This window comes from Bradyrhizobium sp. USDA 4354 (assembly GCF_054060315.1).
In genome coordinates, this window is record NZ_JBSSDC010000001.1 from 3599962 (window position 1) to 3623164 (window position 23203).

Genomic DNA, 23203 nt, shown 5'->3' on the forward strand with positions numbered 1-23203 from the left:
GCTCCTCCCAAGCTGGTCGGCCGCTCAGCCGCTCTCCGATCGTCGTGAAAGGCAATTGATGATCAACGAGACCAGACTTCAGCCGGCGATCGGCCGCGTTGCTGATTGCCGCGATCCTCCTGTTCAGCGGGGTTCGGCAAGATCGCCGCAGCGGGCGCGACCATGAGCTGTATCGCCTAGAGCAGGTTGCTTTTTCCCAGGTCCGCGAGAACAAAATGAAGCGTACATTAATCATGGCGCTTCCGCAGGATACTTTGTGGTTTTTGACCATGAGCATTCTCGCTGAGGATTTCAAACAAGCCCACTGGCCATGAGATGTAAGTGCGAAACTCCAGGAAAGGGCATTTGGGCGCTTGGGACTACGCGTCAGGACAGGAAAGTGGGCAAGAAGGTCGAAAGCGGATGGGCGGCACCCGATATGCCTCAGGCGGGGGGTTCGAACGCTCGGATGAGCAGAGGCAGCTTCGTGAGAGTCAAATAGCGACAGGCCCGTTTCCATCGCAGTGCTGGACCGCTTTACCTTGGCCGGGGCCCTGTCGCCGCCGAAGGAAAAGTCACAAGCAAACTAGGTCCGGCCCTACCGCCGCTCATATGGATAGGCCGATGGGTTTAGCCTTTGGGGCGGGTTGCAAGGGCTACGTTGGAAGCTCGCTCGAAGCAAAAACCCTGGCATTCCTGCCAGGGTTTTGCATGTCATCGACACTTTGAGAGGGTGGATCAGAAATCCATACCGCCCATACCGGCGCCCGGAGGCATTGCTGGACCAGCCGCGGCTTTCTTCGGCAGCTCGGCAACCATCGCTTCCGTCGTGATCAGCAGCGCCGCCACTGAGGAGGCGTTCTGGACCGCGATGCGCACGACCTTGGTCGGATCAATGATGCCCTTGGAGACAAGGTTGCTGTACTCGCCTGTCTGCGCATCGAAGCCATAGGAGTACTGCTCGTTGTCAAGGACTTTGCCGACCACGATCGAGCCGTCTTCACCGGCGTTGATCGCGATCTGGCGGGCCGGCCAGGACAGCGCCTTGCGCACGATCTCGACGCCGGTCTTCTGGTCGTCGTTCTTGGTGCGCAGGCCCTTGAGCTGCTCGGAGGCACGGAGCAGGGCGACGCCGCCGCCCGGGACGATGCCTTCCTCGACCGCCGCGCGGGTCGCATGCATCGCGTCATCAACGCGATCCTTGCGCTCCTTGACCTCGACCTCGGTCGCGCCGCCGACGCGGATCACCGCGACGCCGCCCGCGAGCTTGGCGAGACGCTCTTGGAGCTTCTCACGGTCGTAGTCCGAGGTGGTCTCCTCGATCTGCGCCTTGATCTGGGCCACGCGCGCGTCGATGTCGGTCTTCTTGCCGGCGCCGTTGACGATCGTGGTGTTCTCCTTGTCGATCATCACCTTCTTGGCGCGACCGAGCATATTGAGCGTGACGTTCTCGAGCTTGATGCCGAGGTCTTCCGAGATCGCCTGGCCGCCGGTCAGGATCGCGATGTCCTGCAGCATGGCCTTGCGGCGATCGCCGAAGCCGGGAGCCTTGACGGCTGCGACCTTCAGGCCGCCACGTAGGCGGTTCACGACGAGCGTGGCGAGCGCTTCGCCTTCGACGTCCTCGGCGACGATGACCAGCGGCTTGCCACTCTGCACCACGGCCTCGAGCAGCGGCAGCAGCTCGTTCAGCGAGGAGAGCTTCTTCTCGTTGATGAGGATGTAGGCGTCGTCCATCTCAACGCGCATCTTGTCGGCGTTGGTGACGAAGTAGGGCGAGATGTAGCCGCGGTCGAACTGCATGCCCTCGACGACGTCGAGCTCGGTCTCGAGCGACTTGGCCTCTTCGACCGTGATCACGCCTTCGTTGCCGACCTTCTTCACGGCGTCGGCGAGGAACTGGCCGATCTCGACATCGCCGTTGGCCGAGATGGTGCCGACCTGGGCGATCTCCTCGTTCGAAGTGACCTTCTTCGAGTTCTTCTCGAGGTCTGCCACGACGGCCTCGACCGCGAGGTCGATACCGCGCTTGAGGTCCATCGGGTTCATACCGGCGGCAACCGACTTGGCGCCTTCGCGGACAATCGCGGCGGCCAGGACGGTCGCAGTGGTGGTGCCGTCGCCGGCAGCATCCGCCGCCTTTGAAGCTACTTCGCGCACCATCTGGGCGCCCATGTTCTCGAACTTGTCGTCGAGTTCGATGTCCTTGGCGACGGCAACGCCGTCTTTGGTGATGCGAGGAGCGCCGAACGACTTATCGAGCACTACGTTACGGCCCTTCGGGCCAAGCGTGACCTGCACGGCATTGGCGAGGATGTCGACGCCGCGCAGCATGCGGTCCCGCGCGTCTACTCCGAATTTGACTTCTTTGGCTGACATAAAGAGTTCCCTCAGTTCTTATTTCTTCATCCTTCAGCGCGCCTGCGTGGGCGCTCGTCAGGGAGTGAGCTGTGCGAGCGCTGGGTTAGGCGGCTTTCTTCTTGGGAAACACATCGGTGAGAACGCCCATGATGTCACTCTCCTTCATGATCAACAGCTCCTCGCTATCGATCTTGACTTCGGTGCCCGACCACTTGCCGAACAGCACGCGGTCCCCGACCTCGATGTCGATCGGAATCAGCTTGCCGGTCTCATCGCGGCCGCCCGGGCCAATTGCAATGACTTCGCCCTGCGAGGGCTTTTCCTTGGCAGTGTCGGGAATGATGATGCCACCAGCGGTCTTCTCATCGGCGTCGATGCGCTTGACCACGACGCGGTCGTGAAGCGGACGGAAATTCATGCAAGTCTCCTGAGCGTTTGAACAAGTTAGAGATAGTCACATTGTGACAAGCCCAATTATAGCAAGGGTCAGGCCAAAAATGAGCTGAACGATCCATGACTGCAGCTTTTGCTTGGCTGTGTCCGGAATGATAATGCCGCCAGCGGTCTTCTCATCGGCGTCGATGCGCTTGACCATGACGTGGTCGTGAAGCGGACGGAGATTCATACAAGTCTCCTGAGCGTTTGAACGAGTTGGAGATAGTCACATTGTGACAAGCCCAACTATAGCAAGGGTCAGGCCAAAATTGAGCGGAACGATCGATGCCTGCAGTTCTGCTGAATCGTTGCCTGGGCTGCGTGTGTCTTTGTCCGGAAGCAAACGCCCTCAGGTACACAGCCCGCCAAGCTGTTGCGAAAATGACATGGCGTTTCGTCGAAACACCCGGATTGAGCCCAGGGTTCCTCAACACTGCACGGGCGGCCGTTACACCGATCGAAGCGCCGCGTGTTTCAACGACGACGGCGGGGCCGCACATGATTGCGTCGTCTGACGGCAGCATCTAGCAGTTGACGCAAGCGAACGTGCACAAGTCCCATCGATGAGCAGCGCTCGATCAGTTTGACGTAGTCGCAATAATATGCGAACGATCTCGAAAACTTCAGGCGATGTTTCCTATTGGAGGCGGCGTGCTCCAAGAAAGGCCATCATCAAATTGTCCGTCTCCAGCCGTCGCACGGTCGCTCAAACCTGTTGGTTTACCCCGATCGAGTCATCGAAGATGACCGCCGCGGAGGCTTGGTTGCGCGCGGCAACGCGTGCGTCGGAGCTTTGACTTCATACGCTCTTCTCCGAAGGAGCAGATGATTCCGAAGAAGGGATCGCCCGGAGCTGCTCGCAAATTGCGTCAGCGAACCTGAGATGACGACCGTCAGTCGGCAGAGCACATTTTGCGCAATTGTGATCGAGGTGATTGGCTATCGCTGCGCACGAGAGAGCAGTCTGCCTGGCGCGCTTCAGAGAGAATAGCCGACGGCTGACATTCGCGCGAAGCCGATCTTTCCGCCGCTCCGAAAGGCGGGCCGGAGGCGACGATCTAGCTCACAGTTGGCGCGTCTCCCGAGACCGAGCGGCAATTTGTATTGCAGGGCAGTCGCTGCAGCTCCCGGTCCGACAGGCTTCCCTTTTGCTGTTGATGCATCCAAATAGCTGTCATGGGTCAAGGGACCGACGGGCATATGAATCATATACGTTGATATACGTTGTGCTGGCGCGTCTGGCGTGTGATTGCGGCGTCAAAGACGAAATTCATCCGATCTCGCGCCCAATGGAAAAAGCACCTGTGTCGTCTGAAGTACACCAGCACATCGTCTCACTTCTTCAGAAGCCGAATCCAGTCATCCTGGATATCGGCTGCAATGACGGGACCGATACGCAACAGTTTCTCAACCTGCGCCCGCAAGCTCAGCTATACTGCTTTGAGCCGGACCCCAGAGCGATCGCGCGCTTCAAGGAGAAGCTGGGCCCGTCCCTCAATAGGGTGAAGCTACTTGAAATCGCGATCAGTGATCGAAACGGGATGATCGACTTCCATCCAAGCAATGCAGATGGTGATGCGAAGGAATGGGACCTCTCCGGCTCAATTCGCCGCCCGAAGAATCATCTTACTGAGTATGATTGGGTTCGGTTCGATCGCCCTGTTTCGGTTGAAACGCGGCGGCTGGACGACTGGTGCAGCGAAGCCAAGCTGAATACGGTCGATTTGATCTGGATGGATGTCCAGGGAGCCGAAGCTGATGTTATCGCCGGCGGCATGCAGACCTTGACCAACACGCGCTTCATCTACACGGAATATAGCGACCGCGAGCTCTACGAAGGGCAGTTGTCCCTGCAAGCCATTCTTGACCTGTTACCATCATTCGAAGTGGCGGCCCACTATCCCCGCGCAGTGGAGGGTGATGTACTGCTCAAAAATAAGCGCTTCTAGTGGCTACTCATAACGAGCGCCTCATTCATTGCTGGAAGACCTGACCAGCGCGCTTATGCCGCGCCCAAAGCTGCGCAACTGGTGATCATTAAGGCGAGGGGATATCGGTAGCCGAACGGGCACTCCGGGCTCCGGCTGCCATTGCAGACCCCACGCATCACGTCCGCGTCAGGCGGGTGGTGGGTTTCTGACAATCATATATTAGCTAGCCGGCAGGACCGACGACGTCGCGGTCAGCAGGCCGGGCCGTTTCAGATGCTTGAATGAACACTGCCAGCCGGCGCTCGAAGCGCTGAATCGTCTGAACGGCTGGTCTGGACTTCTAGGAAGCTGGTGCACTGCTTCGAACAGATGCCAAAGCAATTGCATCAGTTCTCGTAACTCCTTGTCTCAATGGGAAAGCGCGAGCTGAGCATGTGTTCATTCCAGATGAAGATCGCCGTGAGGCGTCCAGCATAACTGCAGCAGCCGATTGTCCCACAAGGCGTCCTGGACGCGACGCTGGAGAAGGCGGCCGCGATCATCAGCGGCCGATCTCGCGCCGGATCGGATCAAGATCGTCATCGCAATTGGGGTTACTTGCCTGCTCATTTGCCGCAGGTGGAGCTGATCATCGAATCTGCGAGCACGCTCTGTCCGTGCGGCTGCGGCGCGCGATGACGAAGATCGGCGAGGACGTCAGTAAACGCCTCGACGTAATCCCGGCGCAATGGGTCGAAGTGTCTCCTAGCCGCGCCGCCCGATCACCCGCAATTCCAGATCGGCCCGACCGGCGTCCGCGTCCAACACGGCCCGAAACTGCCGCCATTGTAGCGGCCGCCGCGGAAGCCGGGGCCGCCGAAATAGTGCCACTCGCCATCCCAGCCGTAGTACTGAGAAACCGGGTCAATATACCAGTAGCGCCGGCCAGCGCGCGAGAGCCGGCGCATCGCGTCCTTCTGCTTGTAGAGCGGAATGCTGTTGTTCAGCGGCTGGCGATAGCCGGGCAGGAAGCCGTAACCTTTCCAGACCGGCTTGGGCCGCTTTTGAATTGGCGCAGCGTTCGCGACGACCGGCAGCAGCGACAGGATGATAGTAGCAGTTAGACACACAAGGCGAGACATGGATCGACAATAGTCGGTCGGTTGCGCGGGGGCCAATCGAATTGAGGTGCTGAGTTCTGCGCATCTTGCGCAGAATGTTTCTCTTAGCTGATCACGCCCTTCCTGATCAGCACGCATATCCCCTGCTGTCACCGACCTGCACGACGCCGAAGCCCGAAGCCCGAAGCCGTAGCGCGGGAAAATCCGAACGCGAGAGCTTGCCGCCGGGACTTATGGCGCGGCCGACCGAGCACTCGATCTCGTCCAGCACGTGCACTGCGTCCGGGCAGCGCGGTCAGGATCGTCAACAGGCATAATCACTCGCACCGATCCACGAAATCGTCGAGCGGATAGAGCGTTAGGATGGGCGCGGACCGTCCTCTCCATAACTCATGCCGGCAGCTGGATCAGGCACTCCGAGCAGAGCCGCGGCGGCGATGCGGGTGGCCGGATGATAGGCGTCGACGGCCACGAGGTCGTGGCCCTGGCCCATGGAGGCGATCAGCCAGAGCAGCTCGGGCGCTCGGATCGGATAGATCGATTTCAGCATGTGACAAACTACCCTCTCAATCGATCGCTTACGTTTGTCTCTGTCTCCCTAACCCTTCGCAATCACCAGACACGGCGGGCCAGAACACTCCAAACGTCAGATCGTCGCTGGCAAAAAAAAGCCCGGGCTCATTTGAATGGCCGGGCCAAAGTCAGTCGTCGACAGAGGGAGAGCTGCCGACGGTTATTTGCGGCAAAATGTTCACCGCAAAGTCTAGTTACGAAGGAGTCAATGATCGGAGCAATCTGGCGTCGTTTCGTTTTTATCGGACGATATTGATGGAGTGCGGCTCAACACTGGCTCGCACAAACCTTGGAGGGTGTATTCTCCGTTGTCTCCAGGGACGAAGTACATTGTTGTTCGCATGCGAGCACTCGGAGCGCTTCGCGCGATCCCGCAGGCGGCGGCACCTGCTCCGCCCTCTGCTGTACACACCATCGACCGCATTGGTATCATCGTCTCACCGATGGCAGCAGACAGCGGGCCGGTCCGAGTTGCCGGGCATCCCCGTCAGCTATTTCGAAATGGTACAATCTGACGCCAGGTGCGATTCAAGGCCTTTGGGCTGATCCGCATAAAATTCAAGCCGCCAACCTCTCACAGGCAGCTGAGGGATCCGCCAGCGGTCGGCGTGCGTGTCGCATTCTGTTTTTGAATGGGCTTCGTTTGTCCAGAAGATCACGTCATTTCTAAGTGGCGAGCCTGATCTTCAGGTCATCATTGTGATGCTGCTTGTTGGCGATCCGAATGGCATGCAGGCAAGAAATAGCGCGTCTCAAACAGCTGTTGTGAAGCGTTCTGGGCTCGTCTTGCGCAATGTCACGGAGCCGAGGGCCGAAAGTCGTAATGCGGGTGACGCGCTCGGCCGTATACCGAATGGTCAGTCGACAGATGAGGGACGGCAGACAAAGGCCATTGAAATTCGCAGCGCGGCGCCCACCGGGGGTGAAGAGGTCCATAACGGCCGCCAGATACAACTAGCCCTCCGCGGTCGGCGTGTAGGTGATGTCAGCAAGCCAGATCCGGTTTGGGCTGTGGCGGTGAAGAGACGTTCCGCCCTTCGACCGGTCCAAGATAGTTGCGTTTGTCTCTTCGCGGCGGAGATAGCCCTCATACTGGAGGTGCTCGGCCGCGGTGAGCAGTTTTGGATCGTTGTCCCGATCGCGCTGCGGATTCGGCGCATGCGGACGGGATCGAGGAAGGCCCGACTGGCTTTCTCCGTCAGATGCCACCGATCCGCGACCTATATTTCCTGCGGCAGGGTCTTTGCCGCAGCTTCGCCATATTCCCAACTCGGTCACGAGCAATGATCGTGATCGTTGAATGAGCAGTCAGCCAGGCTTGGGCGGTCGCGGGCTCGATCCGGCAGCAGCGAGACGATCCGGCGCCTTTCCAGATTGCAGATGATGCTGGCGTATCGGTGATTGCGTCGCCAGGCCCAAACATCGATGCCTACACCCTAAGCGGGTCGGCCGGCCGGCGGCTGTGGCGCCGGGCCACGTGCTGGACCGTGTCTTTGCTCACCCGTGGCATCAGCCGCTTTGCGAGGCCTGCTGCTGGCTGACCGCCAAGCGCCGGCCGAGGTGGTGGAAGATAGAGTCCAGTCTCGCCGGGCGTTTGCGATGGGGAAGGGATGCTGCACGGATATGAAGTGGTGTTTTTGAGAAGCGCCTGACTGCAAGGGTCTCTCTCTCTCTCTCTCTCTCTCTCTTGTCCTTTAAATAAGGCCGGCAGGCCGCTAGGTCGTGTAGCTGCGAACAGCATCATATCGCACGTCCGACAATCCGTTGCTGCGGGGCGTTCGCAACGTGAAGAACCACTTCATGGAAATCCGGGCTGTGCTGCACTTCCGAGCAGGAGTCGGCCGGCGCTCTGGAGCGTTCCCTCGTTTAAAGCTGCGTGCTGGGCAACCACGAAGCTGTCGCACATGGCGCGCGCCAGATTGCTGGTGGTATAGAGCGACGCACTTCCAGCGAGACCGCTCGCAATCTCACAGACCTCAGCGCTCTGCCGCGCGGCGTTCGTCGCGGCGAGTCGCATCAGCGTCGCCGTGCTCGGGTTTACGGCACCTTTGAGCGCTTCCTTCCACAGCTCCTCGGTGGCCTCATAGAAGAAGGCACGGGCGGAACGCAGCATGGCTTCGGCTCTGGCCATCTCGAGTTGGACATAGCCGCGCTCTGCCATCACGGGCGCTCCAGTGATCGAGGCGCGGCTTCCGGCCATGGCGATCACCTCGTCTAGCGCGGAGCGCGCGATACCGATGCCGACAATCGCATGCGCCTGCGCAGCGAAAGCCACGGACGGATAACGATAGACCGGGCCGTCGAGTGTCGGCGGACCGCCGCGGATCAAGGTCCATTCCTCCGGCACAATGACATCATTGACAATGACGTCGTGGCTTCCGGTGCCTTGCAGGCCGATGACATCCCAATTGGGGCGGATCGTCACCTTCTCGGCCGGCATCACGGCTACACGCGCAAGGCCACCGGTCGAATCGTCTTCCACAGTGATGCCAACCCCTATCAGATCCGCGCCCGGTGAGCCGCTGGCGAATGGCCACACGCCGTTCACGACAAACCCGTCGGTGCTTCGCCTGGCGGGCTGGAGCGGGAAAAGCGCACCTGCCAACACCACGTCAGGTCCATTGGCGTACACCTTGCGAAGCGTGTCGTCCGGAAGAGCAGCGAGGTAGCGAGCCCCATCGCCGAAGCTGGCGACCCAACCGGCGGAGCCGTCGGCTTCGGAAATGCGCTCGATCAGGCGACAAAAATCAGCCGGCGTTCGCTCCTCGCCGCCGAATCGCCTGGCAGCCAAAGCCCGATAGACGCCAACGCGCTTGAAGCCTTCGATGATCTCGTCTGGAATCTTCTGCGCGCGGGCAAACTCGTTTCGACGTGCGCGGATATCGACCAGTAGCGGCGACAGATTATCCCAGGTCGCAGCCGTAGCGTCGGCTTCTGCAGTGATGTTCTCTGGTGGAGCGTTCATAAGCTCTCCTCGGTGCCTTGAGCCGATCGACGCCGCGTTTCATTGATTGGATTGCGCGCGCATGGCGAAGCCGGCCGGATTGATACCCAGTCGGAAGGGATCGTCGAAACCTTCGCAGTTGATATCGACTGTGATGCGATTGCAGGCGGTTGCCCCCAAGGTATCGGCTCAAAGAAAAGGTCTTGAGGGCCGGGAAGGCTGACCGAGATATGGCTGTCGATGCTGTCTTTGAGGCCGAAACGGCAAAGCAGCCGATATGCGGCGGCGAGATCGATTCGCCTCTGCTGCACTATGCCTCCGGCGGTTGACGGCAGCGCTCGTTTTGTCATGTCGTCTCCAACGGACGATTTGTCACAATTGGGGCCCGGCCGGCTCGAACCACGTTGTTCCTGACTTGGCGACCGCGAGGTCGTCCAAGCCTGCGGCTCTTTCCCATGTCCCGAGCAATCGACGTGCCATCAATCATGGTCTGCCGGCCGTGTCTGAATCGAGCGAGATCACGTGGACCGTGCGCACGCCAGCAGGATGCTCGCGCCTCCCGTGTCTGGTTCCGGGCACAAGACGTCACCAACCGAACACGGCGGAGTGAACGACTGAAGTGGAACTCGACCGCGGACCAGTCGGGCTCGGCTTGCCTACCGGAGCTTAAGGCCCGCTCTGATCTCCTGACATTACCAACAGCGCAATTTACCGTTGTCACCACTGCGGGTGAGCTGTTGGTTGGAGCGGACGTCAGACGGCAGGTGTTCAACAAACGCGACGGCGGCGTCAGGTGCTGCGATTGCACGATCAAGTCGCTGTCCTAGATGCTGCAAGAGTGCCCCCGCTCATGCAAGCGAAAGGCAAAAAGCTTCCAGGAGGCTTTGAGATTTTCGAGGTTCGCCGGCAGCTGATCCGCCTGTTCGCGTTTTATTGTACTAAACGCAAGAGATTCGCGCAGAGTCCTGACGTGACTCACCCTTTTGGAGCCGCTGGCGCCTCTATCTTCAGCGAACTCCAGATGCTTCGAATAATGACTTAGCTTGTCAAATCGACTCTGCATCACAGGCGCGCGGCTTTGATATTCGCGGGATACGGCCGCCAACAGTGCATGTGAACGGAAAGGTTGCAGATCTTGCTGACGCTCAACGTCGGGCAAGTTGATGTATCCGATATGATCGATGCGTTGGTCCAAGAGACTTGGGGCGACGTGCGATGACGGCGCGTGCCACGATCATGACGCCGATGTCCGCATCGCCAAAACGATCTTCAAAGGTGCGCGCCGGCGCGCGAAGATGCGCCTCTCCGATGCGCACTTCGGAAATCCCAATGACAAGACACGCCTGCGCAGAGCCAGGAACGTCCTTTGGATGGCACGTCAAGGAGCTCGTCGATAGTTGACCGCCAGCTTCGACGAACTCCGGCGATGGCACAAAAGATTGTTCTCCGCTCGAACCGGTGATCGCAATTGTCGTACGCGCGACAAGTTTCTGTTCATGCTGATCCAGGGTACAGGCCCAAAACAGATGCAACGAGGCGGCTTTTCCGACACTGGTGGTCTCCAAAATGGCTGATGCAGAAGAGACCGTCCGATGCCGACGCGAGTAGCATTTTTCTTACATCCGCGGGATGGGCAGTCTTGGTGGTCGTAATCCTGCTCTATGTGGTCTTCGACCCTGGCTGAGCCTGGTGATCATAGCAGGACCACAGGGGGGCTTGCCGGATCGCGGGTGAGAGCCTGCTGGAATTGTCGCGTGTTCCGTTAGGCAGAGAGCTCGGACCCTGCATGCCTCGCACCGCGATCTGCCGCTTGCACCACCTCTGCTGGCTTAGCGCATCAACGTGCAGGCATGAATAGTGTCGCCCGCGGTATGGGTGTTTCTTGGTGCTGGCCTCGCGTTGCGAACATGAGCACGTAGAATACGAGAAGAATTAAGAGGCCGCGCATACCAAAGGTCGTCCCGAAGCTATGACAATTGTGGAGTTATTCGGTGCATTTGATTCAGCCGATGCACGAGCGGATTGCGCGGAACTCGACCGAAGCCCTGCATCAGGCGGCAAACGACTAGCCGGCAGCGAAGGTGCCAACGTCAGCTCAGCAAATCGACCCTGCCGGTGTCGAGCCGATACAGGCCCCCGACGACCTTCAGTCTGTTCTGCTCAACCACCGCGTTCAGAATCGGCCCCGTCGATTTGAGTTTGTTGACATTATTGATTACATTTTGTCGGGTTGCTTCGATGAATGTGTCACCGGTTTGCTGGGGAGATACTTTTACCGCAGGCGCAAGCGCAGCGACGAGGGATGAAATGTGCCCCGGCGGCGGCTTATCGTCGTGGAGCGACTTGATCGTGGCTTCTATCGCACCGCAATGATCGTGGCCAAGTACCAGGATCAGCGGCGTGTTCAGCACGGCCACCGCATATTCCATACTGGCGAGCGTGTCATCGTTGGCGAAGTTGCCGGCGAGGCGGCAGACAAACAGATCACCAAGTCCGCTGCCGAAGACAAGTTCAGGCGCCACGCGAGAATCGGCGCAGCTCAGAACCGCGGCATATGGATTTTGCCCATCCACCAAGACCGGGCGCTCGCGCTTGAAATCGTCGCGTCGTGATACGCCGTGAACATAGCGATCGTTCCCTTCCATCAGCCGCTTCAGGGCAGCCTCCGGCGAGATCAGGTTATCTGGCTTGGGCGGCGCTTTTGCTTCCTTCGCATCGACAATGTTGTTGCCAAGCCGCAGGCAAACCGACGAAATAGCGAACAGCAACAGCGAGCGGCGCGAAGGCGCGATCTTGGTCAGATAGGTCGGAGTGGCCTGCATGCATGCATCTCACCTCATCGCGCGGCTTTACGCCACCCGGTGGCTTCGGCTTCCGCTTCGCTGCAGAGCCAGCGTTCACCGGGCTTCTTCGTCATGTCGAGTTGTTCGTAACTGAGTTGCCCGGGCAGGTGATAAATGCGCTCGCCGTTGCGGTCTACGGTGCCTTTTATCAGACACTCGGACGAGGGTGGGTCCGATAGCAGTGCGGATCCGAGCAGGAGTTCCTGAGCGTCGATCGGAACCGAGCTCGCGCCGATGATGATCGTCCCCTTGTTGCGGCGACGCCAGTCCCAGGGCGCGATGAACGCCCCCGACCACAGCCCCGCATAGGCTTTGCTCGCCACAACCTCATAGACAACGTAGGTATGGATAGAAGGACCCGACGATAGTGCCCAGCCGGAGCGTACCATCCAGGCGTTCACGTCCTCGCCTTCTATGAAGCAACTGCCGCGTGACCTGCCGTATTCATCAACTCCTGTGGTATGACAATCCCACGTTCGTCCGTTCGAATGCTTGATGAGCTCGTCGCGAGCAGCTACGCCGCAAGCCCATTTCCGACCCTGTGCGTCGAGGCAAATCTGGTCAGTCTCAGGAGCTTCGATGCCTGAGAGCCGAAGCTTGGTTTGCTCGATCTCGATCGTATTGCCGTCGAGGATGCGCGGAGGGCCGCTGAGGTTCGCCGCGCAGACCGGAGATGTGATGACAGCGAACAATGCGACCATCATTATGCGGTGTTTCATCCCGACAATAACCTCTCGCTCTTGATTCATGTTCACGCACGATCCGGCGCCGCCACATTCGACTGCTTAAAAGCTATGTCCGTTATTCGGCCGGCATCTTTCCACGTTTGCTCTATGAAAGCATGACCGTCATTTCCAAGCTACGACCTGACGCTGCGTGAGGTTCAAGTGATTTCTTCCCGTGTGCGTGTCGCGGTATCCTTCGAGCCTCGCCGGTCTCTCTCACCGGGCGCGCACTGCACCTCCTCGACCTGAGAAGGAGATCCCCATCGCTCAGCCGCGAACTCGGTAGGCGGGAGAAAGCCGAGCCTCGGAACGCTGTTTCTCACGCGCTTGAAGAACAAAGGTCGCCTGTGAATCTTCGCGCTCGAATGGAAGTCAGGCGGGGAGGAGCAACCTGGTTATGCATTGTTGCAACCAACATCGGCAAGGCTGCCGACGGTTTCAGCGAGTGCGATGACATTTCGCCGTAAATTCTTGTCAGGAAAAGGCTGATGTTCGAAAGAAATCTGGTCTCGCTTCCTCTGAGATCTGGACAAAGGCGCCACGGAGTTCAGCTCAATTGCCCGCTGCGTAAAATGAACCGGTATCGTTTGCGCAAACCGCGCAAAACCCGGAGCCCTCCTTCGGAGAGTCAGCCGGGATGATCGTTGATGCCAATTGCGTTATGGCTTTTCGCACGTCTGCGCTGCACCATAATCTTTCGTGGTGCCGCCGCCGCGTTCGTACAAGGGCCGGATTGTCATGACTCAGGCGGCGCGACTGGCGGCCGGTCTCACGTAGTACGCTTCACCGAGATTTACCCAGCAAGCCCGGCGTGAGGGCGTGCGTTTGCGCCAGGGAATTTGGAACGGCAACCTCCGTGGCTTTGTCGTATACGCGCACCGGGCGAGGGGCGTGTTCGGACGATCGCGAGTGCCATCATGATGCCATTCGGTGCGAGGCCTAAATTCACAACATGGTTGCCCCATCGCGGCACTCGGGCAGGTAGCTCTGGTGCGGTTTAGCCGACTCAAGCTACAAATCATTCTCAACAACGTCACTACACAATGGGAATGAAATGGTTGCAGCCCCCCGGGAATTGCCGGTCTCTTCTTACGCGCTTGAAGTGGACGGCCGACTCAGAGCCGAATTCGCAACCAGAGACGGCGCCAGGGCAGGCGGAGCAGAACTAAAGAAACGTTTTCCCATGCTTCAAATCCGGATCTATGACGCGCAGACGAATGCGCGCGAGGAAATGTAGCGCCGAGTCAATTCGGTCCTCGATACCTCGCGCACGGCTCCGGGGCTCCTCGCCGGGGGTACTCGGAAAAAGGGCGGTGCTCAGGGGGTATGCCGGCCCGCTAACACTGCCCGATACCTGTCTTAACGGGTTTCGTCGCGGCACTCGATCCCGCGTGCCGCCTCGGCATCGGCATGCTCACGCTCTTGCGGGTTCCAGTCAGTCGCGCGATGCGCCACGCCGGATCGGGCTTGGGCTCGAGCATCACCAGGCCCGGTCCCTTGAAGAGTGGCATGGAGAGCTGGTTCCCTCGCAGATTGGTGTCCTCCCACTGCGTCGGGTGCGCCGGGGGCCAATCTCGCCTGCTGGCACGCGCCGCTGAGCTCGACTCCTCTCAGAAAGAATCGGAGGTGATCGTGCTGCCCGATTTTTTCCTGACGGGCCGAAGCCTGCGGGAAAGGCTCGCGACTGTTGTTTCTGAGCTGATATGTCTTGCAGTTGCTCTGAGGCGTTCGGCGGTAAAGGAGCTGCGACGCCATCTTGCTCTGCCCGACCACTTTACCGAGGGCGTTCGCTCCCCTCTACTCTTCCCGATCCTTTGGCTCCATGCGAGCGAACCAGGAGCCAGGAGGAAAGGCCGCGATACGCTCGGCAAAGGGGGATTGCGGCTTCCAATCTTGCCCTTCGCTCTTCTCGAAAGCGATGACCCCGTTGTGTGTAAAAAAACGGGGCCCTGGGATATCACAGTTCACCAAAAGCAAAACGCGCCACAGATCACCTTTCTCGGTCGGTTTGTCATTCTGCTTCGGCAAGTAGTCCACTCCAACAGGTTCAACGATAGTGCAGCGGCCCTGCCGCAGAAGATCGCCGAGCCGGCCTTGCGTGGTCGTCACAAAGTTGAAGTTGCTCGGATCATGCAGAAAGCGAAGATTTGCGTCCCTTTCGCCATCCTTGACTTCACTGGCGATCAACGAGAGCGCCAGGGCGCGCCAGCCCAATTCCATCGGCTTTGCATAAGTCGACGCAAGTTGAAACGTGCCGTCGTGCGCGATCTTCCAGGCGATAACCTTCTGTTCGCCTAATGTCTCATCTCGGTGCCTGGCCCACCAAATGAGCACATGGTCATTTTGGTCAAGTTCAGCGACGCCCCACATTCGCGGGACGAACTGTGCCACCTTCGAGACCTTGGAGATAATTTCATCTATTGTCTCGCCGTCTTGCGCTCGCCACGTCGACTTGAATCTTTCGATAAGGGGGCTCTCGTTGGCGCGAACACTGTTGCTCGTCGGAGCCAGCCCGGCCAAGCAGATCAGGGATTGACAGAGACAAAACCATAACGCGCGTCTTGCAGACATTTTCCTCATAACTGTCAGCCTATCTGGTTTCATCCACACGTCATTCCAAAGCGAGCAACCTTCAACCTGTTATGCGCGAGCGCAAGAAGTTAGCGGCGACGCGACGGGGAGACCGACGGTGTCCCGTGCGAGCAGGCGCTCCCCTCTATGTCACGCGCCGCTAACTTCACTGCCAACGACAGCCTCAATTTGCTGTGCTGGACATGCCCAGCAGGAGGGACTGGGCATGCCGAGGACCTGCATTCTTCGTGCCACGCAATAGACGGCAATTCGCACCGGTTTTGTGTCCGCTTTGTCGACTTTCCGACTTGCGCACGTTTCGATGTTTCCGTTCAGCCTTTCCAGCGCGGCTTATGCATCCTCGTCACGCACTGGATATTCGACGGCGCAGGGGAATGCCTCGGCGCCGAGTTCCTAATGAGAATTGGGAGCACGTTTGCCGCCATTGAATCGTTTGGTTCGCTATCGTTGTCGGAATGTGGGTTTTCGATCTCTGCCATGCCTTTTGGCACTTACGGCCAAGGGGCCACGGCGCGATTGGCGCTCCTTTCGCGACATGCGGCGCTCCGGAAGTCGAGAGCAGCCTCAGCCAGCTGAGCTTTGCACTCGATGCCCAACGACGCGAAAGCCGATCTTCACCGCCGAGCATTTGAGGTCTGGCTGGCCCCGCAAATCACGTGCTCGCCGGGTATGTTGCTGGCTTTCGGCAGGTGTCTTGGGCTTATTCAACACGGATCCTGTTGGTCGAGAAGGGGGGCTGAATGGCGGACGTACTCAAGAACCGTTGGGAAGCCGGGACTCGCATCAAATGCGTTCAGCTCGAGCCAGCAGTCCCGACCGCGCAAGCCGCGTTTGTCCCTTCGATCTGGCGTGCGGCCCGCGGGCAGCTGCGATGGTCATTCCGATATCGCTGATTGGAGAGCGCTTCTACATCGTCTCAACGATAGAGATGCACGATCATTCGCGTAGCAGATCTCGCAGCATCAGCTTGAGACATAATCTGAGAGGTTGACGGAAGACTTCTCTTGCCGATAATCCAAGTCGTCGAGGTTCTCCGGTTTCCACTTGATCCGGAGCTAAGAGGGAAGCCGGTGAAAATGCCGGCGCTGCCCCCGCAACTGTGAGCGGCGAGCCGCTGTCCAACGATGTCACTGAAGCCTGCGCGGCTTCGGGAAGGCCGGACAGCAGCGATGAACCGCGAGCCAGGAGACCTGCCCCGACAATATATTCGTCCACGGGCGGGGTGTCCCGGTGGTGCGCCAAGCAGCCGTCGCACCGCGCGACTTCCCCTGCCTGCGTCCGCCCTGGCCTTTGCCCCCAACATGGGGTTAACGCTATGTCTCTTCTCTCCCTTCCGGTTGCCACGCTCGGAACGCCACGCATCGGTCCAAGGCGCGAGCTCAAACTCGCTCTAGAAAGCTATTGGGCCGGAAAAAGCAGCGAACAGCAGTTGCTCGAGGACGCAGCTGGCCTGCGTGCCGCGAACTGGGCTCGTCAGAGATCTATCGGAGTCACGGTCATTCCATCGAACGATTTCTCGCTGTATGACCAGGTGCTCGACACAAGTTTCATGGTTGGCGCCATCCCGGAGATCTACGCCTCGAACGCCGAATCCATTTCGCTCAAGACGTACTTCGCTATGGCCCGCGGATCACAATGCGACGATCAGGATGCGAGTTGCGGTCACGGACCGCGCGGATTTGGCGCACCCGCGCAGGAGATGACCAAGTGGTTCGACACCAACTACCACTACATGGTCCCCGAGTTTCACAGGGGACAGACTTTTAGGCTATGCTCTCGCAAGCCGATCGAGGAGTATGACGAAGCCAAGGCCCTTGGCTTTCAGACCCGCCCTGTCCTGATCGGGCCGGTCACATTCCTAAAGCTCGGCAAGAGTCCCGATCCTGCGTTCCAGCCACTCTCATTACTGGATGAACTGATACCGGCCTATATCGAGGTTCTGCAGGAATTGGCCAGACGTGGGGCAAATTGGGTTCAGTTCGACGAACCCTGCCTGGTTCTTGATCTGGATGAGAGGGCGCGACAATCGTTGCGACATGCCTATGACCGGCTCACCAAGGAGGGGCCGGCCATCAAGATCTTAGTTGCCAGCTATTTCGGCGAGCTCGGGGACAATTTGGACACCGCCTTGAGCCTGCCGGTTGCCGGACTGCACCTCGATCTGGTTCGAGCGCCACAGTTGTTGGACCAGATCATCGCTGGCGGCCGAAGTGATCTCGTCATGTCGCTCGGTGTCGTCGACGGCCGGAATGTATGGCGGTCGAATTTGTCGTCGCTGCGCCAGCGGCTCGAACCCGCGATTGAGAAGCTCGGCAAGGATCGTGTACAGATTGCTCCATCCTGCTCGCTGCTTCATGTGCCGGTCGATGTTGAACTCGAAACCGGGCTCGCTTCCGACGTCAAGAGCTGGCTTTCTTTCGCGGTCCAGAAGATGCGGGAGCTTACGATCCTGGCGCGGGCACTCGCAGGCGACCAGAATGTTGCGCTATCTCTTGCCGAGTCGGAATGTGCCGCGAGTGGCCGCCGGTCTTCGCCGAAAATCCGTGATGCCAATGTCGCTGTACGGATGAAAGCGATCGATCAGACCATGCGTCGGCGCGCCAGCCCATTTGCCCGTCGTGCCGAGATCCAAAGCAACCGTTTCGGACTACCGGCTTTTCCTACCACGACCATCGGATCGTTTCCGCAGACCACAGAGGTCCGGAATGCCCGTGCGGCGCATGCGCGAGGCGCGATAAGTGACGAGCAATACGACAGGTTCCTCAAGGAGGAGACTGCGCGCGCCGTACGTTGGCAGGAGGACATCGGTCTCGACGTCCTCGTGCACGGCGAGTTCGAGCGCAATGACATGGTGCAGTACTTCGGCGAGCAACTCGCCGGCTTCGCATTTACCAGGAACGGATGGGTGCAGTCCTACGGCTCGCGCTGCGTCAGGCCACCGATCCTGTTTGGCGATGTAGTGCGGCCGAGGCCTATCACGGTGGACTGGTGGCGCTACGCGCAATCACTAACGAGGAAGCCGATGAAGGCGATGTTGACCGGACCGGTGACGATCTTGAACTGGTCCTTTGTTCGCGATGATATTCCCAGAAGCGAGGTCTGCCGCCAGATTGCGCTCGCGATCCGAGACGAAGTTCGCGATCTCGAGAATGCTGGTGCGACAATGATCCAGATCGACGAAGCCGCACTGCGCGAAGGAATGCCGTTGCGTCGATCGGATTGGACGGCCTATCTCGACTGGGCCGTGGATTGCTTCAGCATCTGCTCATCGGGCGTCGCCGATGAAACGCAAATTCACACACATATGTGCTACTCGGAGTTCAACGACATCATCGGTGCGATCGCTGCAATGGACGCAGATGTCATCTCGATCGAGACGTCGCGCTCGAAAATGGAACTACTCGACGCGTTCAGGAACTACGAGTATCCAAATCAGATCGGGCCGGGCGTGTACGACATCCACTCTCCACGCGTTCCCGAGACCAGCGAAATGAAGGAGCTGATGGCGTTGGCTCGGACCCGGCTGCAGGATACGCAGCTCTGGGTCAATCCGGACTGCGGCCTGAAGACGCGCAAATGGGAGGAGGTTCGGCCGGCGCTAGCGAACATGGTCGCTGCCGCCCGCCAACTGCGGGCTGCATTCGATCCGCGAGGCCGTTGATCCGGGCTTGGCTCTCTTCTCGACAAAGCTGATCCTCTTGCGGTCATTTGCGCTCTCGATAATCGATGGAGCGTTTGGGAACACAAAAAAAGCCCGGCCCCGCTTCGCGGGCCGGGCGAAAGTCTGGGAGGAGCGACGCTGACGCATCGCGCGGACTTCCATCGGCGGAAGAGAGGACAACCGCCGGTTCGATCACGGCAAGGACATTCGCCGAAAATCTGAGCCCAATTGAAGCACAAGCTCAGCGTAGCTCAATTATGCCGTGGTATGCGGCCGTATAGCCTGAGGTTTATGAATATACACTAAGGTTTGTCGCTCAAGAGCACGTCGGCAACGATTACGACCGCGACGAGGGACGGTGATGCCGGGCGGTCACCGCAGGGCACGAGCCGCAAACTCGGTGTGCTTTCCTGCCTGGAAACCTTATGCGCGATCAGCGCGACGATACGAAAAACCCGGCTCCAAGGATCTCGCAAGCGTAGACAATGCATGAGCGGTTGCTATTGATTTGGACCTGCTTAAGGCAGTCCTTGGTCGACCGGTTCCAAACAATAGTCGGTTTCGGCTTGGGCCTCTGTTTGAGAGTCTATGAGCGGACCACGCGGAGGATGTCACGAGCTTGAAGATGGCACTGCTGCCGATAGGGTGCTCTTCAGCCGTGAGCGTGGCCCTGCCCTCAACATAGGCCAGTTGAGTGATGGCGATCTCGGATCCGACACGACTCGGCTCGGCGCAGAGTTAGACCGTACTTCCAGCGCCTTGCCGTTCGTCCTAAACGTACCCGGGCGAGCAGTGCCTCGTAGTTGGCGTGCTGTGGGTCGAACCGGCTACGGTACGATCATTCAGCCGGCTGGGAAGGAGTGGGAGTGCTTCGCCGCACCCGCGCGGCCGCAATCGTCCGTCCTTATGGGTCGGCGGACATGAGAGGCATCCGTTTCGCGCAATGTCACTGCGCAACTACCAGACTTGCGACGGTCACATTGTGGAACGTGCCGGAGCCAGAGCTCAGGAAGGCTCGGCCATGCCGTTTGCACCGGTGGTCGAGGAAGCGATGATAGTGCGCAGAAGCCATTTGGCGGTACGGCAGCCTACGTGCCCGCGAACACCCCCATTTTCATTTCGAAAGGATGAGCATGAGGTCTAATTCCTACTGTGAAACGGCAGCGGTCAATACGGCCCCTCCGTCTGGGCGCCGTATCACGGGTTGCTCGCGGACGAAAACGCGACCGAGCTCCGCTCTGCCTCAGCTTCTTGCTCCAATTGCAGAATATGCGCTCTTAGCGCATCGGAAGTGGCTGCCGCTGTCTCGCTGAACAGCGGATCTCCATGATCGGTGACGGCGGAAGCGATTTCGGTCCATTCCTGTGCCGAGAGAGCCTTCAGTGCGGCCGGAAAGAAATCTCGTTCTTCCCACATCATGTGGCGCCGCTCGCGTACTATAAAGTCGCGTATGATATTGCCGACGTCTTGCCGAAAGAGTTCACGATCCGCGAGGATGGCGTCAATAGCTCGCGCGAAGTGGTGCAAACGGTCGATGACTTCCTGGTGTTCAAGCGCGAGATCGCCGACGATTGCAGCTGCATCCGGATCGCGAGCCTTGAGCTTGGAAAAAATCAAGTCTTCCTGTGGATGATGGTACAGCTCGGGGTAAACCTCGAAATAGCTGATAATCGCGCGAACGACCTCATAATCGGGACGGATCCCTCTCTCAAAGATCTCCAATTCGCGTTGAAGAGCGGCCAGAAGCAGATCAATGTTGCGATGCTCTCGAAGCAAAAGATCGATGATCATTGCGGTGCTCCTGGAGGCACAATGTAGGCCGGAAGCGTTTCTGCCACTTGCAAGATCGCCCAAGCCGAATTCGGTGTCCTTCGCTGCGCCGCAATATTCCGCGCTGTTCGACGCAAAAAAGTAGCGCGCTTTGAATTTGAGCTGGCGTAAATCAATTTAGCCGAAGTGTTGAGGTTGCCCGCGCAAGACGCTGGTCGGATAACGGCTCGGTAAAACTGGCGGCCTGGGCGTGCATGGCGGACCCTATCTTGCGGACGTCGATGGGACGTAGATTGGCTGCTCCTGACGAACTCGAGAATTTGGATGTTTTCCTTAGGTAGAAGTCCCTAAGTATTTACACGTAAGTGCCATGCAGGGCGTCTTGAATGGGGACGGCGCGGCCCCTTGTTTGCTCAAACATGTCCAAATCGGATTAGAAGGCTGCATGCTGGCTTCGTCGGCCGCCTCCATGGAGACAGTCGGAAGCGCATGGCCGCACCCGTGAAGAGATCCAGCCAGCCGAAAAGTTGTCGTCCACCGCCACTTTCGGCTTCCGCAGGAAGTCTTGTTCGGCGCCTTGGCTCTGATCCCCGTCAGCATCGGTCGGCCGCGGAGGTGACCAGGCGGATATTGACGGCATCCCTATCGATGTACGCTGGCCGACATGGTCGACGCGCTTGACGATCATGCGCTACGCTGTAGTAGCGCCCGTTCTCCGGGGTGACAGACCTGCTGTCCATCGGAGCACAAATGTGGGCCGACGTAATTGAGCTGCTTCATGTGCCGTCGTGATTCAAGAAACCAGCAGCGTGTGATGATCGGTAGCCGACACCGAAAACATGACCCGCCCGGTGCGGTGCGCCTGAAAACGGTCCGTTCGTCGTCTGGACTGCGCAGCTTGAAGCATGAATAAGCCATTCGCGCCATTTGCGCTGGTGCTAGAGTCCAGCGGTAATGGCGATCCGCGTCAACTCGGACATGCTGCGGACATTGGTCTTGGCCATGAGGTTTGCACGGTAAACCTCGACTGTCCGGGGACTGATGCCGAGATCTTGGGCGATCACCTTGTTAATCTTGCCAGCTAATAGTCCCTGCAGGACGTCACGCTCGCGCGACGAGAGGCCCCCGAGGCGGGCTTCCGCCTGGAGTTTCGCTGCGTCATCGGCTGGTTTTGTTGGCCGCGCTTCCAAAGCACTATTGATCGCACGCAATAGCACCTCCTCCACGAACGGCTTCTCGAGGAAGTCGGCCGCACCCGCTTTCATCGCTTCGACTGCGAGCGATACGTCGCTATGGCCGGTTATTAGGACGACGGGGCAGTTGACGCGATTGGCCTTCACTTTACTGACTAGTTCGAGACCGCTCATACCCGGCATACGGATGTCTGACACAATGCAATCAACTGGACCGCTCGCGACGTCATTAAGAAACGCGGTCGCCGTCTCATAGGTTGCTACGTAGAAGCCGTTAACATCAAGAAGAAACGCGAGCGAGTCCCGCATTGCGGCGTCATCGTCGATCACAAGAATGCGCCGCCCAATCATGCTGTCTCTTCTCTAAGCTCCGCACATGGCGCGGTGACTAAAGGATCGCGCTGCCACCCGGATTTGCTTGCGCGACGATGTGGCCGCCATGTGACTCGATGATCGTCCGGCAGATTGATAGCCCACGCCCATTGCCATGCCTTTCAGTCGTGACAAAGGGCTGGAACAGTCGGTCGCCGATATCAGCGCTGATGCCGGGGCCCTTATCAGCAACGGTGAACCTGTTGACAGCAACTTCGCGGCGCGGGCAGGAAGCCATGGCCTCGATTGCATTGCGTATCAGGTCTAGCGCGACCTTCTGGATCTGGATCTTGTCGACAATAGCACGAGAGGCAGCGCGGCGGATGCCGCGGCAGTGCCATAGCCTTACCAGACGTGGTCGGACATGCTTCCTGGTAGACCCTCTCATTCCATCGACTCTACATTGTTTCCCACGAGAGCCACCGAGCAGAACGCGCCTCAACTCACACTAATCTATTGTGCAGGATGGCCGCCGCCATCTGGCCATATGCGCCAGTGCGTCGGCTGCACGGCTACGTGTTCTCCGGTCTTGGCCTTGAACCAGCCGCCGAAGGTCCGGCGGCAAGGAAAGACCACCCGGTGAATGGCATTCCCCTCGATCACGGCAATCTCCAGATCCCGATCAAAGGGCGGCGCCGTTTCGAGCCGCTCCCAGGTCAGGTCGCCAGTAGATCTTGGGCGGTGTTCATCGCTGCTGGCTGACAAATTCAGGCAACCTTCTGAA

The 23203-nt window shown here is 58.9% G+C and carries 17 protein-coding genes, 1 pseudogene and 1 riboswitch; of the genes and pseudogenes, 5 read left to right on the forward strand and 13 right to left on the reverse strand.

The features are described 5' to 3' along the window. Positions 1–98 precede the first annotated feature (98 nt). On the forward strand, positions 99–314 hold the full coding sequence (locus ACVIIV_RS16590) for a hypothetical protein (RefSeq protein WP_456745107.1): 216 nt from the start codon (positions 99–101) through the stop codon (positions 312–314). A gap of 403 nt (positions 315–717) precedes the next feature. Here ACVIIV_RS16590 and groL read toward each other — a convergent pair whose 3' ends face one another. The 3 genes from groL to ACVIIV_RS16605 all read right to left on the reverse strand — a co-directional run bounded on the left by groL (position 718) and on the right by ACVIIV_RS16605 (position 2965). Next, positions 718–2358, reverse strand: coding sequence for a chaperonin GroEL (gene groL, locus ACVIIV_RS16595; RefSeq protein WP_456745108.1), 1641 nt, complete (start codon positions 2356–2358; stop codon positions 718–720). Between the two features lie 85 nt (positions 2359–2443). Beyond that, on the reverse strand, positions 2444–2758 hold the full coding sequence (locus ACVIIV_RS16600; protein WP_456745109.1) for a co-chaperone GroES: 315 nt from the start codon (positions 2756–2758) through the stop codon (positions 2444–2446). Positions 2759–2794: 36 nt separating this feature from the next. Continuing rightward, a complete protein-coding gene (locus tag ACVIIV_RS16605) occupies positions 2795–2965 on the reverse strand; it encodes a hypothetical protein (RefSeq protein WP_456745110.1) in 171 nt (56 codons plus the stop codon). A gap of 1099 nt (positions 2966–4064) precedes the next feature. Here ACVIIV_RS16605 and ACVIIV_RS16610 point away from each other — a divergent pair. After that, positions 4065–4724: an FkbM family methyltransferase gene (locus ACVIIV_RS16610; protein WP_456748747.1), complete on the forward strand. Its 660-nt coding sequence runs from the start codon at positions 4065–4067 to the stop codon at positions 4722–4724. Positions 4725–5467: 743 nt separating this feature from the next. Here ACVIIV_RS16610 and ACVIIV_RS16615 read toward each other — a convergent pair. From ACVIIV_RS16615 to ACVIIV_RS16625, 3 genes are all read right to left on the reverse strand, one after another. Next, the gene (locus ACVIIV_RS16615; protein ID WP_456745111.1) at positions 5468–5827 is read right to left on the reverse strand and encodes a hypothetical protein; all 360 of its coding nucleotides are present in this window, start codon (positions 5825–5827) and stop codon (positions 5468–5470) included. A 337-nt stretch (positions 5828–6164) separates the two neighbouring features. Then, on the reverse strand, positions 6165–6356 hold the full coding sequence (locus ACVIIV_RS16620; protein ID WP_456745112.1) for a hypothetical protein: 192 nt from the start codon (positions 6354–6356) through the stop codon (positions 6165–6167). 1821 nt (positions 6357–8177) lie between these two features. Further along, a complete protein-coding gene (locus ACVIIV_RS16625) occupies positions 8178–9344 on the reverse strand; it encodes an acyl-CoA dehydrogenase family protein (protein ID WP_456745113.1) in 1167 nt (388 codons plus the stop codon). A 1035-nt stretch (positions 9345–10379) separates the two neighbouring features. Between ACVIIV_RS16625 and ACVIIV_RS16630 the strand changes: the two are divergent. Then, positions 10380–10542 (forward strand): annotated as a pseudogene (locus ACVIIV_RS16630) (8-amino-7-oxononanoate synthase); the annotation flags it as partial. On the opposite strand, the gene ACVIIV_RS16635 reads toward ACVIIV_RS16630, so the two are convergent. From ACVIIV_RS16635 to ACVIIV_RS16650, 4 genes are all read right to left on the reverse strand, one after another. After that, positions 10469–10888 carry a hypothetical protein gene (locus tag ACVIIV_RS16635; protein WP_456745114.1) on the reverse strand — a complete coding sequence of 140 codons (420 nt, stop codon included), beginning with the start codon at positions 10886–10888 and terminating at the stop codon, positions 10469–10471. The pseudogene ACVIIV_RS16630 and the gene ACVIIV_RS16635 overlap by 74 nt on opposite strands. A 525-nt stretch (positions 10889–11413) precedes the next feature. Then, positions 11414–12145 carry a carbonic anhydrase gene (locus tag ACVIIV_RS16640; protein ID WP_456745115.1) on the reverse strand — a complete coding sequence of 244 codons (732 nt, stop codon included), beginning with the start codon at positions 12143–12145 and terminating at the stop codon, positions 11414–11416. A gap of 14 nt (positions 12146–12159) precedes the next feature. Next, entirely contained in the window at positions 12160–12915 is a 756-nt protein-coding gene (locus tag ACVIIV_RS16645) for a thermonuclease family protein (protein WP_456748748.1), read from the reverse strand. 1773 nt (positions 12916–14688) lie between these two features. Further along, positions 14689–15282: a nodulate formation efficiency C protein gene (locus ACVIIV_RS16650; protein WP_456745116.1), complete on the reverse strand. Its 594-nt coding sequence runs from the start codon at positions 15280–15282 to the stop codon at positions 14689–14691. A 1210-nt stretch (positions 15283–16492) separates the two neighbouring features. Beyond that, a riboswitch (cobalamin riboswitch) is annotated at positions 16493–16695 on the forward strand. Between the two features lie 103 nt (positions 16696–16798). Between ACVIIV_RS16650 and metE the strand changes: the two genes are divergently transcribed. Further along, on the forward strand, positions 16799–19144 hold the full coding sequence (metE, locus tag ACVIIV_RS16655; protein ID WP_456745117.1) for a 5-methyltetrahydropteroyltriglutamate--homocysteine S-methyltransferase: 2346 nt from the start codon (positions 16799–16801) through the stop codon (positions 19142–19144). A 1197-nt stretch (positions 19145–20341) separates the two neighbouring features. Here the strand turns inward: metE and ACVIIV_RS16660 are convergent. The 3 genes from ACVIIV_RS16660 to ACVIIV_RS16670 form a co-directional block, all read right to left on the reverse strand. Next, positions 20342–20935, reverse strand: a complete 594-nt coding sequence (locus ACVIIV_RS16660) for a hemerythrin domain-containing protein (protein WP_456745118.1) — start codon at positions 20933–20935, stop codon at positions 20342–20344. A 917-nt stretch (positions 20936–21852) separates the two neighbouring features. Continuing rightward, positions 21853–22458 carry a response regulator FixJ gene (gene fixJ / locus ACVIIV_RS16665; RefSeq protein ID WP_456745119.1) on the reverse strand — a complete coding sequence of 202 codons (606 nt, stop codon included), beginning with the start codon at positions 22456–22458 and terminating at the stop codon, positions 21853–21855. Positions 22459–22495: 37 nt separating this feature from the next. Further along, on the reverse strand, positions 22496–22867 hold the full coding sequence (locus ACVIIV_RS16670; protein WP_456745120.1) for an ATP-binding protein: 372 nt from the start codon (positions 22865–22867) through the stop codon (positions 22496–22498). 77 nt (positions 22868–22944) lie between these two features. Between ACVIIV_RS16670 and ACVIIV_RS16675 the strand changes: the two genes are divergently transcribed. Beyond that, a complete protein-coding gene (locus ACVIIV_RS16675; protein ID WP_456745121.1) occupies positions 22945–23181 on the forward strand; it encodes a hypothetical protein in 237 nt (78 codons plus the stop codon). Positions 23182–23203 lie beyond the last annotated feature (22 nt).